This is a genomic window from Actinocorallia sp. API 0066 (genome assembly GCF_020991275.1).
In the GTDB taxonomy this organism is placed as follows: domain Bacteria; phylum Actinomycetota; class Actinomycetes; order Streptosporangiales; family Streptosporangiaceae; genus Actinocorallia.
On record NZ_JAJLQY010000003.1, the window covers coordinates 296,357 to 316,903 of the forward strand.

General features: G+C 71.4%; 14 protein-coding genes. 5 read left to right on the top strand and 9 right to left on the bottom strand.

The features are described from left to right. Positions 1–64: 64 nt before the first annotated feature. The 5 genes from LO762_RS09105 to LO762_RS09125 form a co-directional block, all read right to left on the bottom strand. On the bottom strand, positions 65–6,430 hold the full coding sequence (locus LO762_RS09105; protein WP_230613992.1) for a non-ribosomal peptide synthetase: 6,366 nt from the start codon (positions 6,428–6,430) through the stop codon (positions 65–67). An 81-nt stretch (positions 6,431–6,511) separates the two neighbouring features. Further along, positions 6,512–6,745, bottom strand: a complete 234-nt coding sequence (locus LO762_RS09110; protein ID WP_230613994.1) for an acyl carrier protein — start codon at positions 6,743–6,745, stop codon at positions 6,512–6,514. A 66-nt stretch (positions 6,746–6,811) separates the two neighbouring features. Then, positions 6,812–7,834 (bottom strand): 3-oxoacyl-ACP synthase III family protein, encoded by a 1,023-nt coding sequence (locus tag LO762_RS09115; protein WP_230613996.1) that lies wholly within the window; start codon positions 7,832–7,834, stop codon positions 6,812–6,814. 51 nt (positions 7,835–7,885) lie between these two features. Continuing rightward, positions 7,886–9,232 carry a helix-turn-helix transcriptional regulator gene (locus LO762_RS09120; RefSeq protein WP_230613998.1) on the bottom strand — a complete coding sequence of 449 codons (1,347 nt, stop codon included), beginning with the start codon at positions 9,230–9,232 and terminating at the stop codon, positions 7,886–7,888. Positions 9,233–9,615: 383 nt separating this feature from the next. Beyond that, positions 9,616–12,531: an AfsR/SARP family transcriptional regulator gene (locus LO762_RS09125; protein WP_230614000.1), complete on the bottom strand. Its 2,916-nt coding sequence runs from the start codon at positions 12,529–12,531 to the stop codon at positions 9,616–9,618. Between the two features lie 270 nt (positions 12,532–12,801). Here LO762_RS09125 and LO762_RS09130 point away from each other — a divergent pair, with 270 nt between their 5' ends. The 3 genes from LO762_RS09130 to LO762_RS09140 all read left to right on the top strand — a co-directional run bounded on the left by LO762_RS09130 (position 12,802) and on the right by LO762_RS09140 (position 14,992). Then, complete coding sequence (locus tag LO762_RS09130) at positions 12,802–13,137, top strand: nuclear transport factor 2 family protein (RefSeq protein ID WP_230614002.1); 336 nt, start codon at positions 12,802–12,804, stop codon at positions 13,135–13,137. Between the two features lie 100 nt (positions 13,138–13,237). Then, positions 13,238–13,672 carry a hypothetical protein gene (locus tag LO762_RS09135; protein WP_230614004.1) on the top strand — a complete coding sequence of 145 codons (435 nt, stop codon included), beginning with the start codon at positions 13,238–13,240 and terminating at the stop codon, positions 13,670–13,672. A gap of 108 nt (positions 13,673–13,780) precedes the next feature. Further along, entirely contained in the window at positions 13,781–14,992 is a 1,212-nt protein-coding gene (locus LO762_RS09140; RefSeq protein ID WP_230614006.1) for a hypothetical protein, read from the top strand. Positions 14,993–15,303: 311 nt separating this feature from the next. Here LO762_RS09140 and LO762_RS09145 read toward each other — a convergent pair whose 3' ends face one another. From LO762_RS09145 to LO762_RS09155, 4 genes are all read right to left on the bottom strand, one after another. Further along, positions 15,304–17,157: a RiPP maturation radical SAM C-methyltransferase gene (locus LO762_RS09145; protein WP_230614008.1), complete on the bottom strand. Its 1,854-nt coding sequence runs from the start codon at positions 17,155–17,157 to the stop codon at positions 15,304–15,306. Then, entirely contained in the window at positions 17,158–17,400 is a 243-nt protein-coding gene (locus LO762_RS09150; protein WP_230614009.1) for a hypothetical protein, read from the bottom strand. A 183-nt stretch (positions 17,401–17,583) separates the two neighbouring features. Then, positions 17,584–17,889 (bottom strand): transposase family protein, encoded by a 306-nt coding sequence (locus LO762_RS33870; RefSeq protein ID WP_374201544.1) that lies wholly within the window; start codon positions 17,887–17,889, stop codon positions 17,584–17,586. A 386-nt stretch (positions 17,890–18,275) separates the two neighbouring features. After that, positions 18,276–19,490: a CdaR family transcriptional regulator gene (locus tag LO762_RS09155; protein WP_230614010.1), complete on the bottom strand. Its 1,215-nt coding sequence runs from the start codon at positions 19,488–19,490 to the stop codon at positions 18,276–18,278. A gap of 200 nt (positions 19,491–19,690) precedes the next feature. Here LO762_RS09155 and LO762_RS09160 point away from each other — a divergent pair, with 200 nt between their 5' ends. Further along, complete coding sequence (locus LO762_RS09160) at positions 19,691–20,008, top strand: putative quinol monooxygenase (RefSeq protein WP_230614011.1); 318 nt, start codon at positions 19,691–19,693, stop codon at positions 20,006–20,008. Between the two features lie 64 nt (positions 20,009–20,072). Beyond that, positions 20,073–20,543, top strand: coding sequence for a hypothetical protein (locus tag LO762_RS09165; RefSeq protein ID WP_230614012.1), 471 nt, complete (start codon positions 20,073–20,075; stop codon positions 20,541–20,543). Positions 20,544–20,547: the final 4 nt, after the last annotated feature.

The following is a 20,547-nucleotide window of genomic DNA, read 5'->3' on the forward strand; positions in this document are numbered from 1 at the left end:
GTCAGGCCGGGCGGCCGGGTCAGGGTCAGGCGGGGTGGGGTCGGAGGTCGGGGGGTGGGCGGGGTTAGAGGAGGGTGCCGGAGGTGGTGCGGCGGCGGAGGGCGGGGCGGGGGCGGCGGGCGGGGGTGGGGGCGGTGCCGTCGGGTGGGAGGAGTTGGGCCAGGGCGGCGGGGGTCGGGGAGTGGAAGATGTCGCGGAGGGTGAGTTCGGTGGCGGTGGCGGTGCGGATTCGGGCGGTGAGGCGGGCGGCGAGGAGGGAGTGGCCGCCCAGGTCGAAGAAGTCGTCGTCGATGCCGACGCCGGGGACGCCGAGGACGTCGGCGAACAGGGCGCACAGGGTGCGTTCGCGGTCGTCGCGGGGGGCGCGGCCGACGGGCGCGGCGGTCTCGGGGACGGGCAGGGCGCGGCGGTCGAGCTTGCCGTTCGGGGTGAGGGGGAGCCGGTCGAGCACCACGACCGTGGACGGCACCAGGTGTTCGGGCACCGACCTGCGGACGAGGGCGCGGACGTCCCGTCCGTCCAGGGACGCGTCTCCGGCGGGGACCGCGTAGCCGACGAGGCGGTGGGAGGTGCCGTCCTTGACCGCGACGGCGGCGGCCTGGGCGACGTCCGGGTGGGCGAGCAGGGCGCGTTCGACCTCGCCCAACTCGACCCGGAAGCCACGGATCTTGACCTGGTCGTCGGTGCGTCCGGCGAACTCCAGGGTGCCGTCGGCGCGCCAGCGGGCCAGGTCGCCCGTCCGGTAGAGGCGCGAGCCGTCGGCGGCGAAGGGGTCGGCGACGAACCGGCGGCCCGTCTGCGCCGGATCGGCCAGGTAGCCGTGCGCCAGGCCCACCCCGCCGAGATACACCTCGCCGACCGCGCCCACGGGGACGGGTCGCAGCCGCCCGTCCAGGACGTAAGCCCGTTTGCCGCCTATCGGCGCGCCGATCGGGACGGGACCGCCTTCGAAGCCGCCGGGGACGGGGAACACCGTCGTGAAGCCCATCGACTCGGCGGGCCCGTAGGCGTTGGCGACGACCGCCGCGCCCCGCGCCGTCACCCGCGCCACGTGGCCGCCCGAGGCGACCTCGCCCCCGGTGAACACAACACGCACGGTGTCGAACACGGCGGGGTACTCGTCGGCCATCACGTTGAACAGACCCGACGAAAGCTGAAGCATCGTGACGCCGTGCTCGGCCGTCAACGCGGCGATCAGCCCGGGTTCCGGCCGCTGCCCCGGCTGGAGGACACACGTCCCACCGAAGGCGAGCGCGCCCCAGAACTCCAGCGAGAACCCGTCCCACGAGACCGGCGAGCACTGGAGGAACACCGATTCGCCACCGAACGGCGCGTACGCCTGGCCAACCAGCGTCCCGACAAGCGCCCGATGCGGCGCGAAAACCCCCTTGGGACGGCCCGTCGAACCCGACGTGAACATCACGCACGCCGTGTCCCCGGGCTCGACCGGCACGCCAAGATCCGCGCTCTCGTACCCGGCAAGCCCCGGATCGTCCACCAGGACCACCGGAGGGCCGCCAAGCCGCTGAGCCGACCCGGCCCGAGTCACCACCCCGACGGGCGCCGCCTCACCCACCACAAGCCCGATCCGCTCATCCGGAAAATCCGGATCAAGCACCACATACCCGGCCCCAGTCTTCAGGACCGCGAGCAGCGCGACGGCAAAGTCCAGCCCCCGCTCCAACAGCACCCCGACCAGGTCCCCCCGCCGCACCCCCCGCGCCAAGAGCAACCGCGCAAGCCGGTTAGCCCGCGCGTTCAACTCCCCATAGCTCAACCGCGCCTCTTCCCCGACCGACGCGGCAGCCTCCGGCCGATCCCGCGCGGCGTCGTCAACCGGCGACACGGCGTGGGGAAGCTCGCGTGTCGGCGGCTGCCCGGAGGTCGGCCGTGTCGCGTCGTACACCAGCGCGATCGCGTTCGGGTGTTGCCGGGCGTGGTGTTCGACCAGGGCCGGGAGGGTTGTCTCGGCGGTGGTGCCGTTGCCGGTGGCGGTCCATTCGGTCAGGAGTCGGGTGCGTTCTTGGGGGTCGAGGACGTCCACCGTGCCGAGGGTCAGGGTCGGGTCGGCGGTGACCTGGTCGACGACCCTGGTGAAGGTGGCGGTGATGCGGTCGACGCTCGCCCGGTCGAAGATGTCGGTGCGGTAGAGGACGGCGCCGCTCAGGCCCGTGGTGTCCTCGGTCAGGAGGAACTCCAGGTCGAACTTGGCGGCGCCGCTGTGGGTGACGGTGGTGGGGCTCGCGTTCAGGCCCGGCAGGGAGGGGGCCGGGCCCGCCGCGCGCTCCAGGCCCAGGCAGACCTGGAACAGGGGGTGGCGGGAGAGTGACCTGACCGGGTTGAGGGCTTCGATGACGAGGTCGAAGGGGACCTCCTGGTGGGCGAAGGCGTCGAGGTCGGCGGCGCGTACTCGGGAGAGCAGTTCGCGGAAGGACGGGTCGCCTGAGGTGTCGGTGCGCAGGACGAGGGTGTTGACGAAGAAGCCGACGAGGTCGCCGAGGCCGTCCACGGAGCGGCCCGCGACGGGGGCGCCGATCGGGACGTCCACGCCCGCGCCGAGCCGGGTCAGGGTGAGCGCCAGTGCGGCCTGGAGCACCATGAACGGGGTGGCGCGTTCGGTGCGGGCCAGGTCGAGGACGCGGCGGCCGGTCTCCGGGCCGAACGCGACGGGGACGGCGCCGCCCTCGGTTCCGGCGACGAGCGGGCGCGGCCGGTCGAGCGCGAGGCCGAGTTCCTCGGGCAGGCCCGCCAGCGTCTCGCGCCAGAACGCCAGTTCGCGGCCCGCGACGCCGTCGGGGTCGGCCGGGTCGCCGAGCGCGGCGTGCTGCCAGAGCGCGTAGTCGGCGTACTGGACGGGCAGCGGCGCCCAGTCCGGGGCGCGGCCCGCGCGGCGGGCGGCGTAGGCGGCGGCGAGGTCGGCGAACAGGGGGCGCTGCGACTCGCCGTCCGTGGCGATGTGGTGCAGCAGGACGAGCAGGACGTGCGCGCCGCCACCGAGGTCGAAGAGGGTGACGCGCAGCGGCGGTTCCGCAGCGAGGTCGAAGGGCCGTCGCGCGGCGTCGGCGAGTGCGGCGTCGAGGTCTTCGGGGGCCGTCGCGACGTGCGTGAACGGGACATCCGCGTTGAGGATCCGCTGGTACGGCTCGCCGTCCTCGGCGGCGACGACGGTGCGGAGCGGCTCGTGTCTGGCGGCGACGTCGGTGAAGGCGGCGCGTAGGGCGGCGACATCGAGGTCACCGGCGAGGCGGACGGTCAGCGGCACGTTGTAAGCGGCGGACGCGCCTTCCAGCCGGGAGACGAGCCACAGCCTGCGTTGGGCGTAGGAGAGCGGGAGCCGGTCCGGGCGGGAGGCGGCGACGAGCGGCGGCGGGGCCTGGCCGTCGCCGCGCAGGGTGACGGCGAGGGCGGCGACGGTCGGGTGCTGGAAGACGTCGCGGATGGTCAGCTCCGCGCCGAGCGCGGTACGGGCGCGGGCGGCGAGGCGGGCGGCCAGGAGGGAGTGGCCGCCGAGATCGAAGAAGTCGTCCTCGGGGCCGACCTCCGGCACGTCCAGGACCTCGGCGAACAGGCCGCAGAGGATCTCCTCGCGGGCGTCGCGCGGGGCGCGTCCGGCCGGGCCCGCCGCCGTCTCGGGGACGGGCAGGGCACGCCGGTCCAGCTTGCCGTTGGGGGTGAGCGGCAGCCGGTCCAGCACCACGACCGTGGACGGCACGAGGTGCTCGGGCAGGCGGGCCCGCAGCAGGGCGCGCAGCTCCCGCCCGTCGAGGTCGCTTCCGGGCTCGGGGACGGCGTACCCGACGAGCCCCTCACCGACGGCTGCGGCGACGGCCTGGGCGACCCCCGGGCAGTCCAGCAGGGCGCGTTCGACCTCGGCGGGTTCGATCCGGAAGCCACGGATCTTCACCTGGTCATCGGTGCGTCCGGCGAACTCCAGGGTGCCGTCGGCGCGCCAGCGGGCCAGGTCGCCCGTCCGGTACAACCGTGACCCGTCCGCCGCGAACGGGTCGGCGACGAACCGGCGACCCGTCTGCGCCGGATCGGCGAGATAACCGTGCGCCAGGCCCACCCCGCCGAGATACACCTCCCCGACCGCACCGACCGGGACGGGCCGCAGCCGCTTGTCCAGCACGTAAGCGCGCTTCGCGGAGATCGGCTTTCCGATCGGGACGCCCTCGCCGCCGAACCCGTCGGGCACGGTGAACACCGTCGTGAACCCCATCGACTCGGCGGGCCCGTAGGCGTTGGCCACCGCGACACCACTGCCCCGAGCCAGCACCCGCGCCACATGCGCCCCGGACGCCACCTCACCACCGGTGAAAACCACCCGCACAGTGTCAAAAACCGCCGGATACTCGTCGGCCATCACGTTGAACAGCCCCGACGAAAGCTGAAGCATCGTCACCCCGTGCTCCGCCGCCAACGCCGCGATCAACCCCGGCTCAGGCCGCTGCCCCGGCTGCGACACACACGTCCCCCCGAACGCGAGCGCCCCCCAGAACTCCAACGAGAACCCGTCCCACGAAACCGGCGAACACTGCAAGAACACCGACTTCGGCCCAAACGGCGCGTACGCCTGCCCCACCAACGTCCCCACCAGCGCCCGATGCGGCGCCATCACCCCCTTGGGCCGCCCCGTCGAACCCGACGTGAACATCACACACGCGACATCCCCCGGCTCCACAACAACCCCAAGGTCGGCGTCCGACGGGTTGGTTGGGGTGGTGGTGTTGATCCAGGGGGTGGCCTTGGGGAGTCGGGGGGCGAGGATGGGGTGGGTGATGACGGTTGTGGCGCCCGAGGTTGTGGTGACGGCGGCGATTCGGGCGTCGGGGAAGTCCGGGTCCAGGACGATGTAGGCGGCGCCGGTCTTGACGACGGCCAGGAGGGCGACGGCGAAGTCGAGGCCGCGTTCCAGGAGGACGCCGACCAGGTCGCCCCGGCGGACGCCCCGCGCCAGGAGGGTGCGGGCCAGGCGGTTCGCGCGGGCGTTCAGGTCGCCGTAGGTCAGGCGGTCCGGGCCGTGGATCAGGGCGACGGCGTGGGGGCGGTCGTGGGCCTGGCGTTCGACCAGGGCCGGGAGTGTGGTTTCGGCGGCGGAGGCGTCGCCGGTGGCGGTCCACTCCGTCAGGAGGCGCGCGCGGTCGGCGGGGGTGAGGAGGTCCAGGTCGCCGACCGGGGCGTCGGGGTGTTCGCCCAGCGTGGCGACCAGGCGGGCGAAGGTGTGTCCGTAGGCGGCCAGGTCGGCGGAGCTGGACTCGTCCAGGGTGACGTCCACGCGGAGTTCGCCCGCGTCGCCCCGGCAGACGGTGAGGGAGAGGTCGTCGGCGGTGCCACCGGTCGACAGCATGTGGGCGGGGCCGCCGGCGGAGCCCAGGTCGTGGACCTCTCGGTCGGTGAGGATGTTGACCATCGGGCCGAACTGGCGGACGCCGCGCTCCCACCAGCCGAGGTCGCGGAGCAGCTCGCCGGTCTGGTAGCGCTGGTGCCACTGGGCCTTGGCGGCGAGCCCGGCGACGCGGGCGGCGAGCGCGGCGGCGGGCTCGGCGGGGTCGACGGCGCAGCGCAGCGGCACGATGTTGGCGGTCATGCCGCCCGCGTGCCGGATGAGCCGTCCGGGGACGGCCATGCTGAGCAGCACGTCGGTCTCGCCCGTCCACAGGTGGCGGTGCAGGACGGCGGCGCCGAGCAGCGCCTGGTGCCACGAGATCCCGGCGGCGGTGGCGAACGCGCGCAGCCCGGTGAACGTCGCCGGATCGAGCCGGACGGAGGCCCGCGCGATCCGGTGCACGGGCGCGGCGGCGGGCGGCGGCACGGGCGCGCCGTCCAGGTGCGCCCGCCAGTAGGCGGCGTCGCGCCTCCACGCGGCGGAGCCCGCGTAGTCGTCGGCGGCGTCGAGCAGGACGCCGAAGGACGCGAGCGGCCGGGACGCCGCGCGCCCCTCGGTGAGCGCCCGGTAGTGCTCGGCCACCCGGCGGCACAGCTGCGTGACGGCGTGCCCGTCGCGCACGAGGTGGTGGGTCCGCGTGTACCAGCGGTGGTGCTCGGGCCCGAGCCGGAACACCATGTCGTGGTGCAGCGGCCCGTGTTCGAGGTCCGCGACGACGGCGAGGTCCGCGCGCATCGCCGCGAGCGAGGCGGCGGCCGGGTCCGGTTCGCCCGAGACGTCCGTCACCGCGGGGACGGGCGCGGAAACCGGCCCGAACGTCTGCGCCGGGGCCCCGTCGCGTTCGGCGAACGTCAGCCCGAGCGCGTCGTCCTCGCCCTGGGCCCGCGCGACGGCGGCGGCGAGCAGCGCCGGATCGAGCGGGCCGCGCAGGTCGAGGTAGCCGCCGAGGTTGAACACGGCGCTTGCCGGATGGAGCCGCTGGGCGTACCAGACGCCCGACTGCGCGGCGTTGAGCGGCCTTTCCGCGGAGGCGGGCGCGGACATGGGGGTGCTCCTTCACTGGGAGAGTGCTGCGAACAAGAAGGGGGGCGGCGCCGCCGGGCTCCGACGGCGCCGCGCGGGGGACTACTGGCGGCTGAGGATCGCGTCGAGGATGTCCTGGACGTTCTGGACGTGGGCGATCTCCGCGTCCTCGAAGTCGAAGCCGAACTCCTTCTCGACGTTCGTCATGATCTCCACGACGGACAGGGAGTCGACGCCGAGCACGTCGGCGAAGGAGTCGGCGGCGGCGAATCCGGGCTCCAGCTCGGGCACGGCCTTGAGGACGAGGGCGTTCACGCGGTCGAGGACGGCTTCCATGGGGGGTCTCCTTACTCTGGATCTCTTACGGGGTAGTGCGGACGGAACAGGGCGAAGCGGGGTGGGTCAGAGGGGCGCGGTGGCGGGCAGGCCGGGCCAGACGAGGGTGGCCGCCGCCCAGGTGACGCCGCCGCCGAAGGCGCAGAACAGGATCCGGTCGCCCGGCTTGAACCTGTCCTGGCCCATCGCGTCCACGAGGGCGAGCGGGATGGACGCGGCCGAGGTGTTGGCGACCCGCTCGACGTTGACGACGGCCCGCTCGGCGGGCACCCCGATGGCCGAGGCGGTCGCGGTGAGGATGCGCCGGTTCGCCTGGTGCGCGACGAGGTGGTCGACGTCCTCGGGCCGCCAGCCGGTCCTGGCGAGGACCTCCTCGGACGCCGCGGCCATGTGCTTGACCGCGTACTTGTAGACGAGCCTGCCCTGCATCTTCAGGTAGGCGGTGTCCGGGTCGAGCGGCACCCCCGCGACGCGCATCCGCGAGCCGCCGCCGGGCGTCACGAGGATGTCGAGGAGGTCGCCATCGCTGCCCATCACCTGCTCCAGCAGCGATCCGGGCTCGCCCGGCTCGCCGCGCCGCAGCACGACCGCGCCCGCGCCGTCGCCGAACACCGGGGAGGTGACCTGGTCGAACTGGTCGAGCAGCGGGGTGACGACCTCCGCGCCGATCACCAGGGCGGAGCGGAACGCGCCGGTGGCGATCATCGAGGACGCGATGGTGAGGGCGTAGATGAAGCCGGAGCACGCGGCGTTCATGTCGAAGGCGGGGACGCCCTTGAGCCCGAGCCGGGCCGCGACGGACGGGGCGGTGGCCGGGAAGAGCGAGTCGGGCGTGCACGTCGCCAACAGGACGAAGTCCACGTCGGGGTTCCCGCACGAGTCGAGGGCGCGGCGGCCCGCGTCGACGGCGAGGTCGGACGTCGCCTCGTGCGGCGCGCTCACGTAGCGCTGTTCGATGCCGGTGCGGTCGCGGATCCAGTCGTCCGACAGGCCGAGCCGGGCGGAGACCTCCTCGTTCTTCACCAGCCGCTCGGGAAGGCAGGCGCCTATCCCTGCGATGACGGCCGTCGCGGCCTGACCTGCTGACACGGCTCCTCCTTCGGAGACGATCGGGGGCGATCGCGGATGATCGGTTTCTCGTCAGAGCCCATGGGACACCGCGGACGCGGTGCGGATCGGCAGTTGGCCCGGCATTCGCGCAGCAGTAGCGCGGACCGTCTCCGGCACCCGGAACGGCGGCATCCCGGGCTCCTGCACGGTGCGGACGAGGCCGCGCAGCAGGAGGCCGCGGACCGTCCTGCCGCTGTCGGGCAGGCTCCGGCCGGTGACCGCGACGACGTCGTCGAGGCCGAAGCCGCCGTCTCCGGCGGAGAGCGCGGCGAGCAGCTCGGCGTCCTCGGCGGGCAGCCCGCCGACGCACCGGGCGAGCGCCTCGGGCAGGCCGGACGTCCCCTCGGTGCCGCCGAGGTGGTCGAGCAGCTCGGCGGGGCCCGCGGTGAGGCTCCGCAGCAGGGTCGGCATGTCGTAGATGAGCAGCCAGGACGCGGCGGCGGCGAGCGCGAGCGGGACGCCGTCCAGGAGACGGCAGATCGCGGCGGCCTGCGCCGTCTCGGCGGGTGTGGTGTGGACGCGGCGGGCGGTGCGGTCGGCAAGGGTGTGGAAGAGCCGCAGCGCGGGCGCGTCGGCGGGGGCGCCGTCCGGGCCGGGCACCTCCAGCGGCGAGAGCAGGAACCGGCGCTCGCCCGGCACCCCGCACGGTTCGTCCGCGGTGACGAGGACGCGCAGGTCGGGGCAGCGGCGCAGCAGCCAGGCGAGCCGGTCGCCGCGCGGGCGGGGCGCGCCGACGCCGTCGATGACGAGCAGGGCGGGCGCGTCCCCGGCCAGCTCGGCGAGGAGCGCGACGCCCTTGCCGTCGCCGGGGCCGAACAGGTCGTCGGCGCAGGCGCGGGCCAGCTCGCCGAACGGCCCGGACGCGGAGCGAGGCGACGTACCGGGCAGGGTGTACCAAAGCACCGGATAGCGGTCTTCGGCGCGGAGGCGGCCCGCCACCTCAAGGGCGAGCCGCGTCTTGCCGACACCCCCGAGCCCGACGACCGTGACCAGGCGTTCGGCGCCCGACCGCAGTTCGTCGGCGATCACCGCCACCTCCTCCGCGCGGCCGACGATCGGGCCCGGCGCGGCGGGCGGCCCCGGCGGGTCGGCGCGCAGCGCGTCCTGCAGCGCGCGGCCCGCGAGCCCGTGGTGGGCGGCGGTCTCGAACGCGGCGCGGGCGCGCGGGCCGAGCCGCAGCCCGTCGGCCAGCAGCCGGACGGTGTCCAGCCGCGGGCGTCTGGCCTTGCCCTGCTCTATGTCGCGGATGGCCCGCACACTGATCGTCGAGAAGTCGGCGAGTTCACGCTGAGTAAGTCCGATGCGGAGGCGGTGCTGCCGCACCATCGTGCCGAAATGCGGCGTTTCCTCGCCGGCGGTGGCGGTATTGGCGGCCATTCGACGCTCACCCTTCTGCTGGGGGTCCGGGTCCTGCTGCCGCCCATACTCCGGGGCCGGTTATTCGCGGGGCATCACCGCGACTATCACGGCGGATAGCGCCCGGCGCGGGCCGCGATAATCCGGGGATAAGGGGAGTGATAATCGGGTGAATGCCCCTCTTCCTACCTTTGTGGCATCAGGTGAGGACAGCAGAACAGAGGACACGATGACCCCCATCGCCCCCGCCGCCACTCTTCTCCCGCTCTCCGGTCTCCCGCTCTCCGGCAGCGACCCGTGGGACTGACCGACCCCCACCGCTCCCAGCGCCGAGCACCCCGGCCCGCCAAGGCCGGGGCTCTCCGCGTGTCAGGAGGTCGGCGTGTTCCGGGCGCGACCTGCGGTCAGTCGGCTGCCGGGGTCGCCCGTTCCGTGGTGACGGGCTCCGGGTCGTCCGCCCCGTCGGGCAGCGCCTCGATCTCGCGGCGCAGCGCCGCCGCCCCCTCGACGTCCATGATCTGCTCGCGGATCGCCAGCGCCCGCCGCAGGTAGAAGGCGGCGCGCCGGGGCCGCGCCCCGGCCAGGTGCAGCTCGCCCAGGTTCACCAGCAGGTGGATCTCCCCCATGAGGTCGCCGCCCGCGCGGACCAGCGCCAGCGCCTCGGCCAGCTTGTCCTCGGCGGCCACCGGGTCGCCGTGCCGCAGCAGCATCAGCCCCATCCGCCGCAGCGCCCGCGCCTCCCCGCCGACGTACCCGACCGACCGGTACACCGCCAGCGCCTCCTCCACCTGCGCCAGCGCCCGCGCGCCCTCGCCGCGCCGGTCCAGGATGGGGGCGCTCTGCGTCAGCACGATGGCCTTGCCTACGGTGTCGCCGACCCGGTCGAAGTCGCGCGTCGCCCGCTCGTAGAGGGACAGCGCCCGGTCGTCGCGGCCGGAGAGCCGCTCCAGCAGGGCGAGGTCACGTAGGCAGAGCGCGGTGCCGTGGCGTTCGTCCAGCCGGTCGAACAGCGTGAGCGCCTCGTCGAGGTGGCCGCGCGCCGGGCCGAGTCGGCGCCGGTTGAGCTGGAGCGTGCCGAGCGACGCCAGCAGCGCGGCGGTGCCCCGTTCGCTGCCGGACTCGCGGGCCGCTTCCAGCGCGCGTAGGTGCGTCCGCTCCCACAGGTCGGAGTAGCCGCGCGGCTCGAAGAGGCTGACGAGCGTCGTCGCCAGGTCCCAGCACGCCTCGCCCAGGCCCTCCTGCGCCGCCTGCTCCACGGCCGCGACGAGGTTGACGTGTTCGCGGTCCATCCAGTCGAGCGGATCGGCTAGCAGCGCCTCCGCGTACCCGTCGGGGAAGCGCCAGCGGGGGGCGCGGCCGTGCAGGACGGTGAAGTCGCCGCCGTAGATGCGCCGGTGCGCCTGCTCGGCGAGGGCGAGCCAGCCGCCGATCATCCGCTCGGCGGCGGCGCGGCGGGCGGCGGGGCTGTCGAGTTCGGCGAGCTGCTCGCGCGCGAACATCCGGATGATCTCGTGGAAGCGGTAGCGGAACTCGCCGGTCGGCTCGACCGCGACGACGTCCAGCATCTGCACGTCCACCAGGGCCTCCAGGAGGTCGGCGGGGCGCGGCCTGTCGTCGTCCAGGAGCGCCCCGGCCAGCCAGCCCGGCAGCACCGGGCCCTCGGCGAGGCTGAGCAGCCGCAGCAGCCTGCGGTGTTGGGCCGGGAGGCCGTCGTGGGTGAGGGAGAGGCTTGCGCGGACCGTCATCTCGCCGTGGGCCAGCTCGTCCAGGCGGTGCCGCTCGTCGGCGAGGCGCTGCACCATCGATGCGAGCGACCAGTGCGGCCTGGCGGCCAGCCGCGACGCGACGATGCGCAGCGCCAGCGGCAGCCCGCCGACCGCCCGGACCAGGGCTTCGGCGGCCTGCGGCTCGCGGTCCATCCGCTCGGGGCCGACGACGCGGCGCAGCAGGTCGAGGGAGCGGGGCACGTCCAGGACGTCCAGTTCGAAGCGGCGGGCGCCGGGCAGGCCGGTGAGGCGCGCCCGGCTCGTCACCAGCACCGCGCAGTTCCCCGAACCGGGCAGCAGCGGCGAGATCTGCGACTCGCCCGCCGCGTCGTCCAGCACCACCAGCGTGCGCTGGGTGGCCAGGAGGGTGCGGTACATCTCGGCGCGCTCGTCCAACGCGTCCGGGATGACGGTGCCGGGGATGCCGAGCGCGCGCAGGAACCTGCCGAGCACCTCCTGGGCCGCGACCGGCTCGGCGCTGGTGCCGCGCAGGTCGCAGTAGAGCTGGCCGTCCGGGAACACCTCGTCGCCCAGCCGGTGCGCGATGTGCGCCGCCATCGTGCTCTTGCCGACGCCCGGCCTGCCGACGAGGATCACGACCGGCACCGCGCGTCCCGACCCCGCCGCGCCGACCGCGTCGGCGGCCCGCTCCGTGAAGTCGGGATCGCCGACGAAGTCCGCGGTGTCGGCAGGCAACTGGTGCGGCTTCTCCTTGCGGTAGCCGACCGCCTGCCTTGGCGGCTCGGGCGCGGGCCGCGGCGCGTCCGCCTGGAGCGCCGGATCGCCCGCGAGGATCGCCGTCTCCAACAGCCGCAGCTCCTCACCCGGCTCCAGGCCCAGCTCCGCGACGAGCAGGTCGCGGCCCTCACGGTAGGTCTCCAGCGCCTCGGCCTGACGGCCCGACCGGTACAGGGCCAGCATGTACTGGGCGCGCAACCGCTCACGCAACGGATGCTCGTGCACCAGACGGCCGATCTCTCCGACGAGCTGGTGGTGCCTGCCGAGGCCCATCTCCAGGTCGAGATACGTCTCGGTGGCGGCGAGCCTGTCCTCGTCCAGGCGGAGCGCCTTGGTGCGCAGCGCCTCACTCGGCACCCCGCTCAGGCACGGCCCCCGCCACAGGTCCACGACCGAGCGCAGCTGCTCGGCCGCCTCCGCCGCGCGGCCCTCCTTGACCAGGACACGCGCCTGGGCGACGGTCCTGCGGAACACGCTGAGGTCGAGTTCCTCCTCGCCCGTCTCCAGCCGGTAGCCCGGCGGGCGGGTGGCGATGACGGCGGTGATGCCGGCCTTGGCGAGGGCCTTGCGCAGCCGCGAGACACAGATCTGGACCTGGGTGCGGGCGGTGTCGGGCGGGTCCTCGTCCCAGATGAGGTCGACGAGGTAGTCGGTGCTGACGACCCTGTCCGCCTCCAGGAGCAGGGCCGCGAAGATCGTCTCCTGGCGTCCCGGCGGAATGCGGACGGGCCCGTGTGGCCCCTGCACCTGGAGGGGCCCGAGAATGCCGAACGTCAGCCTCCCGGACCCCGTTCCGCCCGCGGAGGATCCGAGCATCGGCGGGACCCCTCCCAGCTGTTCGGCAAAGACCGGAGGCCGCATATCCATGATCAAGCTAAGCGAAAAGTCAGAATTTGTCCACGAGGCCACGTTAATTGACAATGACCTACGGGTTGCCGATCAACTCCACCTTCGCGGCGAGATGGTCAGGACCTGGTCAGGACGGTGCGGGATAGCGCGGCGATAACCCCGGATCAGCGCCCGGCACAACAGTGGGATTCCCAGGGCCCCCGCGCCCGCGCCCCGACCGTGCCACGAGGAGCACCGATGACCCGCCCGAACGGGCACCTCCCGCCCAGCGCCGCCGCCACCGCCGCCGGCGTCGACCACGTCCTCCTCTCCTACCGCTACCTCGACGAAGGCGACACCGACGCCTACGCCTCCCTCTTCACCGAGAACCCCCAGATCCACCACCCGGCCTCCCCCCGAGCCTGCCACCACCACGTCTACAAGGTCGTGGCCCAAGCCGACTCCGTCGCCGTCATGGGCCGCCTCACCCGCCTCCCCCCCTCCCCCCCCATCGACTTCGCCGACTTCTTCACCCTCTCCCCCACCGGCCTCCTCCACGGCTACCGCCGCTTCTACCACACCCCACCCCCCTGACCCGGCCAACCATAAACCGCAAGGAGATCCGCGCCGAACCCGGCGACACCCGCCCCTGGACCGACCGCCTCCCCGGGTCGTGGCCTTCCATCCGATCGGCTTGCCCGGCCGCCCCTCCCGCATCGAAACCACCACGGTCATCGTCGACGACGTCTGGGCCCTCGTCGGGACCTCCACGTTCCGCCGCCGCGGTCTCACGTTCGACGGCTCCACCGACCTCGCCCTCACCGACACCGTGCTGGAGGAGGGCGCCTGCCCGTCCCTGCGCGACTTCCGCCGCACCCTCCTCGCCACCCGCCTGGGCATCCCGCCGCTCTCCGGCGCCCTCGCCGATCCCCGCCACGTGCGCCTGGCCGACGGTGCCGAAATGGTTCCCCTCATTCGCGACCAACTCCTGGCCGGAGAGCAGTCACGCGTCGAACCCCTCTGGCCCGGCACCCGCCGGGCCGCCGCCCTCCCGCAAGACCTGGCCGATCCGGACGGCGCCGAACTGGAACTGACCGCCGTCCTGGCCCTCACGGCCCTCACGGCCTGACCCCCGGTAGGCCGCCGCCGGACGGCGGCCGACTCCGCCGATCGGACCATCACGGCGCGGGCGAGAGGTGATCAACGCCGGTGGGCACAAGGTGGCCAGTCGTTCGGCGTGCTGTCACAGCTCGTCGGCCATCCGGTGTCGGGTGATCCGGTCGCGGCCGGGACGCACCTGCTGGAACAGCTAGGCGAGGACGGAGACGCGCCTATCGTCATGATCGTCGACGACGCGCACTGGGCCGACCTCGTGTCGCTGCGCGCCGTCACGTTCGCCCTGCGACGGCTGCGCACCGAGCGTGTCCTCACGGTGCTGATCGCCCGCGACACCGGGTGGCCGCACATGCCGACGGGCCTGCGCAAGCTCGTGGACGACGATCGGACCACGCGGATCCGGCTCAACGGCCTGCGCTCCGCCGAGGTGGACGGGCTGTGCGCGGTCTTTCCCCATCCCATGACGCGCACGGCCGTCTACCAGGGGCTGGGCCCGACGATCCGCCGACGTCTGCACAGGCATGCCGCACTCCTGGCGGTGGCCGAGGCCGATCGGCTGCACCACAGGCGAGGCGATCGCCCTGCTGACGGACGCCTGGCGGGAGCTGGACCGGGAAGCCGACCCATCCTGGCCGCGCGTGTCGCCGAGCAACTCGCCGTGCTGTACCTGATGGCCGCGGACGCGCCCCAGACACTCGCCTGGTCCCGAAGAGCCCTCGCCGGGCCCGCGGACGCGGCGGAGCTGGGGCAGGTGCTGCACGCCCGGCTGCTGGCGCGGGCCGCGTCGGGCCGGGCGAAGGAGGCATTGGACTCGGTCTCCGATCTGCCGGCTCCAGCTCAGGCGGACCGATCCGAACGCGATCTGCTGATCGGCCGGGGCCTCGTCAGGTCACGGACCGGGAATCTGACCGGCGCCGTCACCGACCTGGAAGGGCTGATCCACGACGCCGACCGGCTCTCCGCCCATCAGCGGGTCCATGTCCACGCCCAGCTCGGATTCACGTTCGACCGGATGGGGCGCTGGGACGACGCGTCGGTCCAGGCGGAGACGTCGATCGCGTTCGCCGAGGCGACCGAGCAGCTGTGGATGACGGCGGCGTCCCGCAGTCTCGCCGCCATCGTGCCCGCCAAGCGCGGTGACTGGACGGCCGCAGCGGACCATCTCGCGCAGGGGCGGCTCGCCAGTGGCGACATCGTCAGCTCCCGGATCTACCTTGCGGTCGCCGAAGCATGGCTGGCCACCTCCAGGGGCGACGCCGACCGGGTCGTCCGAGCGCTGGAACCGCTGCGTCCACGACTACGCGCACCGCAACCCGCTGGTGTTTACCCGTAATCCGGCCGCGCTCGGCCACAGGCTCACCTACGGCGCCACCTTCAAGCTCAGCCACACCTGGACCGGCCGGACGCTGCACTCCCACGCGCTCAACTACGGACACCCCAAGGGTTCCGGCCAGCAGCAGGTGACGGCGTTCGACTGGAGCACGTGCTCACCCGCCGCAACCTCCACAGCCACAGCGACCACCGGTCACCGGTCACCGGTGACGGGCCAGCAGGAGGTGACCTGTTTCGGCGAAGGCGGCGTCGGCGACGCCAACGACGACTGGCGCGTCGAGGTCGACGGTGCCGGCGAATGGACCGCCGGGGTCAGGGGACGGGGAACTCTTCCATGCACGCTCGTGAGGCGACCGCCAAAGGAACCCGTTCACCATCGACTTCGATGGCATAGTTGCCTTCACGCGCCCATTCCCAAAGGGCCTCCTCGGTTCCCTTGGGTATGTGCAGGACGACCTCCGCGTGCGCGCGGTCGAGAACCTGCGCGTTGACAGCGGCACCAGGTCTTGTGTCGATGAGCAGGAATCTGTCATCACCCAATTGCATGACCTGCAGAAGTGGCTTGGCGGTCGACGACCACGCCTCACGCCAGGCGTCCACGCATTCGGAAAGTTGAGCTGCCACGGCTGGGAAACCGCGGGCCGCAGACGTGTACTCGCCCTGGAAATGGTAGGCGATCTGCGGCAGCGAGTTCACGTCGCCGAATGCAAGCGAGTAGGCGGGAATCGGGCGCACAGCATGGATTCCGAACTGGGCAGGCCGTTCGAAGTAGGGGCTGAACCGATCGATACTGAGTGGGCTGCATCCGGACGGTGGCTGCAGATGGGCCAGGTGCGGTATTATGCCGGCGGTCGTCTCGTACCACCCGACCTCATCGCCCGGAAAGTCGAGAAGCAGATTCCAGGTGACATCCATGCCGACCGCTCGCGCGTATCGGAGGCATTGAATGTTCTGCCGCACTGTCACGCCTTTTCTCATATGCGCGAGAAGCGGACTGCTCAAAGCCTCTATACCTGGCTGTATACGTCTGACACCGGCATCCCAGAGGAGTTTCATACGATGGAAGGACAGGTTCGCCTTCTGCTCGTAGAAGATATGGAACTTTGATTCCCTTGAAGCCAGCTCCGGAAGCAGGGTCGTGAAATACCGATAAGGCATGATGTTGTCGACCATGAGAACACGGTCACGACCGTACCTCGCCTCGATCGCGTCCAAATCCGCCAGGACCCTGCTCACCGATTTCTCACGGAAGACCATCCCCTCGGCATTGAGCCCGCAGAAAGTGCAATGATGCTTCTGGCCCCACCAACAACCACGACTCGTCTCGTAGGGGATCCAGATCCGACGCTCAAGAAGATCCCCGAACTCAGTACCCACCAGGGCCGCCGAGAACTGCTCGAAGTAGTCCTCGTACGCGGGAAGAGGAATTTCATCAAGGTCACGCTTCGGACCCGTCGACCTAATAATATGCGGGGACTCACGAGAACCGGGCGCAGTCGAATGGGAGTCTCGAACATAGTTGCGAAAAGACTCCTCCGACTCGCCAGAGAAGATCACGTCAACCCCGGAGGCCACCGAACGGATACCGTTGGCCAGTTCGCCGTCACAGTTGGCGCCGCCCAGGATGAGTATCTTCTCGGGTGATGTGCTCTTGACGTGCCGAATCAAGGTCAAGGAGGCGAGTGTCTGCTCGTAGACCGAGGTGAACCCGATCATTCGTGAACGGGTTCGCGCAAGCCGGTGCCCCATCTCCTCCGCCCAGCGGCTCGCCACATCCTGGAGATACTTCAGCGGCTCAGGCTCGCCGGGAATCAGCTTTCGCAGAACTGCGTCGGTCTCATCGAGGACCGCAGCATAACTGGGGAGCACCGGGGCACCGAGCGGATTCGGGCCACGGGAGACCCAGCCGGCGCTGAAGATCTGTTCTCCGATGAGCAACCCCGTCGGTGTGTGGCAGAGTTCCTGATACAGCTCTGAACCCAGAACACTGGCGAAGTCCAGATTCGCATAGAAGACCTGTGCCGTCAGGCCCTCCGCACGCGCGATGTCCGCGATGATACTCGCGCCGAGCGAAGGACGATCAATCCCGCCGAAGGGTGGGACGACCACCAGGAACTCAGCCGATTGGCTGAGCGCATCGGCGAAGGACTCACCCTCATGACGCACTCAGAACTTCACCTTGACGCTGACCTCGACCTCGACGGCCTCTTCGCTGACGCCGCTCTGGTTCTCGACGATGTCAGCGACCTCGGCGTTGATACGTGCCTGCTCGTCGGCGGACAGCACAAGCCCCTTGGCCGCCAGCGCGGTCGCGGGATCCGTCACGAAGTCGAGGCCGAAATTTGGGGAGTCGGTCGGCTGGGCCAGACGGTTCAGACCCCTTACCAACTCCGGGATGTTTTCAGTCATGGAGCCCTCCTCGATAGGTCCGCGTGTTGGACCGGGAGACCGCGACGGATCCAACCTTCAGAAGTCTGACATGAACCCTCGCGACACGCCAGACCCGACCACAGGGCCAAATTATGGGCGACCCGAAAACCACAAAGCCCACAGGAGAAAACAAGCATCCACCAAGCATGCGCTGAGCGTTTTTCATCGTGCTTTGCGGTTGGCGAGGACGGCGATGGCTTTGACGAGGTGGCCGACTTTGGAGGGGCTGTACCGGAGTTGGTGGAGGAGTTTCCATGATTTGAGCTGGGCGTTTGCTCGTTCACCCGGGTGCGCGCAGGTGGGCGTGGGAGCGGTTGGCCTGTTTTGGGAGGCGGGTTTGCCTCGGCCTTTGTAGGGCGTGATCACCATGCGAGTCTTGGCGCCCTGGTAGCCCTTGTCAGCGAGGACAGGGATTCCGGTCTTGATGAGCGTCCCGTCCAGGACGAGCAGGTGCAGCCCGTCGTGCACGGCCCGGGTTGAGCGGGTGTTGGTTGTGCGGGGAACCCGCGGCCATGCTGTGATCAGCCCACCCGCACCCAGGATGAAAAAGGCACACTATACCAAACCGCATTATTATCACCGCCGAATTTTGCGATGCTTAACGGATGCTCATCGAACGAGACAGCCCCTTTACATAAAGGTTCAGCTGCCTTTGCTCGCTGATCCGGGCGATCGTAGCGCCGGTTCAGACCGCACCTGACAGGAGCACAGCACCCACAGAACCGCGTCAACACCAGGTTCGGGCCCGCGAACGCGTCTCGCTGCACGAGATCGCCATCGCGGAACGGTGGGGGCGGGCGCCCGCGGCGAGGAAACCCGGCATGGACCGTGAGGTCGGCGGGGTGCGGGGCGGGTCAGACCGCGGGCGTTCCGGTGGGGTTTTGGGGGTGGGGGTGGGTTCGGAGCCAGTAGGTGAGGGCGGACTGGTATTCGAGGTTGCGTTCGGGGTCTCGGATGGTGGGGCCGAAGACGTCCTCTAGTTGGCGGATGCGGTAGCGGATGCTTTGGGGGTGGAGGTTGAGGGAGACGGCGACCTCGGTGGCGTTGAATCCGCACTGGAGGCAGCGGAGCAGGGTTTCCATGAGGGGGCGGCGGCTGGACTTGCGCAGGGTCGTCACCGGGGCGAGGAGGGTTCTGGTGAGGTGGTCCATCATCTCGCCGCCGTGCAGCAGCACGATGGGCAACGTGTGGTCGCCGGCGTGGATGAGCCGGTCCGGGCCGAGATGGCCCTGGGCCGCGAGGTCCAGGGTGCGGCGCGCCCAGCGCAGGGACTCGGCGGCCCGGGTGACACCGACGGTCGGGCCGACCGCCGCGATCCAGTCGCGGAGCTCGGCGGCGTGGCGTTGGCGGTGGCCGGGCCCGGCCGGGTCGGGGATGATGAGGCAGGGCTCCGGGTGGTGCAGGCCGGGAAGGGCGTCGGCGGGGATGACGGGCCGGAGCGCGACGGTGTCGGGATGCGGGCGCAGCGCGACGGCGGCGATCGTCCGGGGGACGGGCCAGTCGGCGTCCAGGGCGAGCTGGTGCACGTCCTCGGGGCGGGGGTCGTCGCTGATCAGCAGGTCGAGGAGCTTGCGCCGGTACTGGAGGGTGTCGCTGGCGGAGCGGGCTCCGGCGTAGCCTTCGTTCATCGCGCCGGTGATCTGTTCGAGGTAGTACAGCACGTCCTGGGCGACGCGGGCGATAGCGGTCGGCGTGACGCCCGGATGGGTCCCGACGGCCTCGGTCAGCCGGTTGATCGCCACCCCGGTGGCGACCCGGAAACAGCTCTGCCAGCTCTCCTGCGGAATGCCCTCTTCAGCGATCATGACGCCGAGCTCCCGATAGAAGCCGTGAAGCTCCTCCAGCCGAGCGTCCCCACCGGCCAGCAGTTCAACAAACCGCCCGATCCCCCACCGCACCGCCTGCCCGAGAAACGCCGCGTACCGCGGATCATGCGGCCGAACCACCGCCGGAACCTGCGCCTCAACCTCAAGAATCGCCTCAGCCGCAACCTCGGGAAGCCGCCCGCGCAACACCGCGCCCAGCTCCGCCACCTGCTCCTCAGTCAACTCCAGATCAGTCAACCGCATAGCACTCCATCCCCCTCATGTAACTCAGATCACAATATGCCCACCCAGGCCAAACAAACCCCCAGATTCCCGACGAACACCCATCAACGTGCAGACATCACGCTAAGCAACCATCCACTCCCGATAGGCAACGCATGCCGGGTATCTGTGCCGCACAATAGGTACTGATCTCGTGGGTGCTCGCTGTCTCTGGAGGAACCGTGTTTGGGCTTTTGGTGCGTTTCACCTGCAAGGACGAGGGGAGCGCCGAGGCGTTCGATCTGCTCGTCGCGGAGACGTTGGAGCTGATCAAGGGGCGGGAGCCGGGGACGCTCGTGTACGTCTCGCACCGTGTGGAAGGCGAACCGCTGGTGCGGGTCTTCTACGAGCTGTACGCCGATCGGGACGCCTTCGACGCGCACGAGGAGCAGGAGCACGTCAAGCGGTTCCTGGCGGCACGGGAGGCGTTCCTCACCTCGGTTCACGTGGACTGGCTGAGCACGGACGACGGCAAGGGGATTCCCATTCGAACAGGCTGAGGAGACCGCCCGCACGACCGCTGACGCGCTGGGGCACCTCGCCGACGGGGGCGGCCCCGAAGCCATGGCGTTGTGGGGCGGGCTCACGCTGCAACGGGCGATCGTGGCGTCCCGGCTCAACGACGCCGACACCGCCTACGCCCATCTCGCGCGGGCGCGGCGGATGGCGACCCGGCTCGGCGAAGGGCAGAACCACTTCAACACCGAGTTCGGGCCCGCGAACGTCTCGCTGCATGAGATCGCCGTCGCGGTGGAGGTGGGTGACGCCGGGCGCGCGCTCCGGGTCGCGGCCGAACTCGACGTGTCGGGGCTGTCGGACGAACGACGTGGCCGGATGCTCGTCGACGTCGCACGGGCCCACGCCCAGCGACGCCAGGTCGAGGAGGCCACGACGGCGTTGCTGGAGGCCGAGGAGATCACACCTGAGCAGATCCAGAACCATCGCGCCGTTCGACAGCTCGTCACCGACCTGCTGACCATGCGGGAACCACCCGGCTCCGACCTGCGAGAACTCGCCGACCGGACCGGAGCATAGAAAC

Bases quoted from the DNA above. Each gene is read 5' to 3' on its own strand.
- LO762_RS09105 (WP_230613992.1), bottom strand. From the start codon at position 6,430: ATGTCCGCGCCCGCCTCCGCGGAAAGGCCGCTCAACGCCGCGCAGTCG.
- LO762_RS09120 (WP_230613998.1), bottom strand. From the start codon at position 9,232: ATGGCCGCCAATACCGCCACCGCCGGCGAGGAAACGCCGCATTTCGGC.
- LO762_RS09130 (WP_230614002.1), top strand. From the start codon at position 12,802: ATGACCCGCCCGAACGGGCACCTCCCGCCCAGCGCCGCCGCCACCGCC.
- LO762_RS09150 (WP_230614009.1), bottom strand. From the start codon at position 17,400: ATGACTGAAAACATCCCGGAGTTGGTAAGGGGTCTGAACCGTCTGGCC.
- LO762_RS09125 (WP_230614000.1), bottom strand. From the start codon at position 12,531: ATGCTCGGATCCTCCGCGGGCGGAACGGGGTCCGGGAGGCTGACGTTC.
- LO762_RS09110 (WP_230613994.1), bottom strand. From the start codon at position 6,745: ATGGAAGCCGTCCTCGACCGCGTGAACGCCCTCGTCCTCAAGGCCGTG.
- LO762_RS09165 (WP_230614012.1), top strand. From the start codon at position 20,073: ATGGCGTTGTGGGGCGGGCTCACGCTGCAACGGGCGATCGTGGCGTCC.
- LO762_RS09155 (WP_230614010.1), bottom strand. From the start codon at position 19,490: ATGCGGTTGACTGATCTGGAGTTGACTGAGGAGCAGGTGGCGGAGCTG.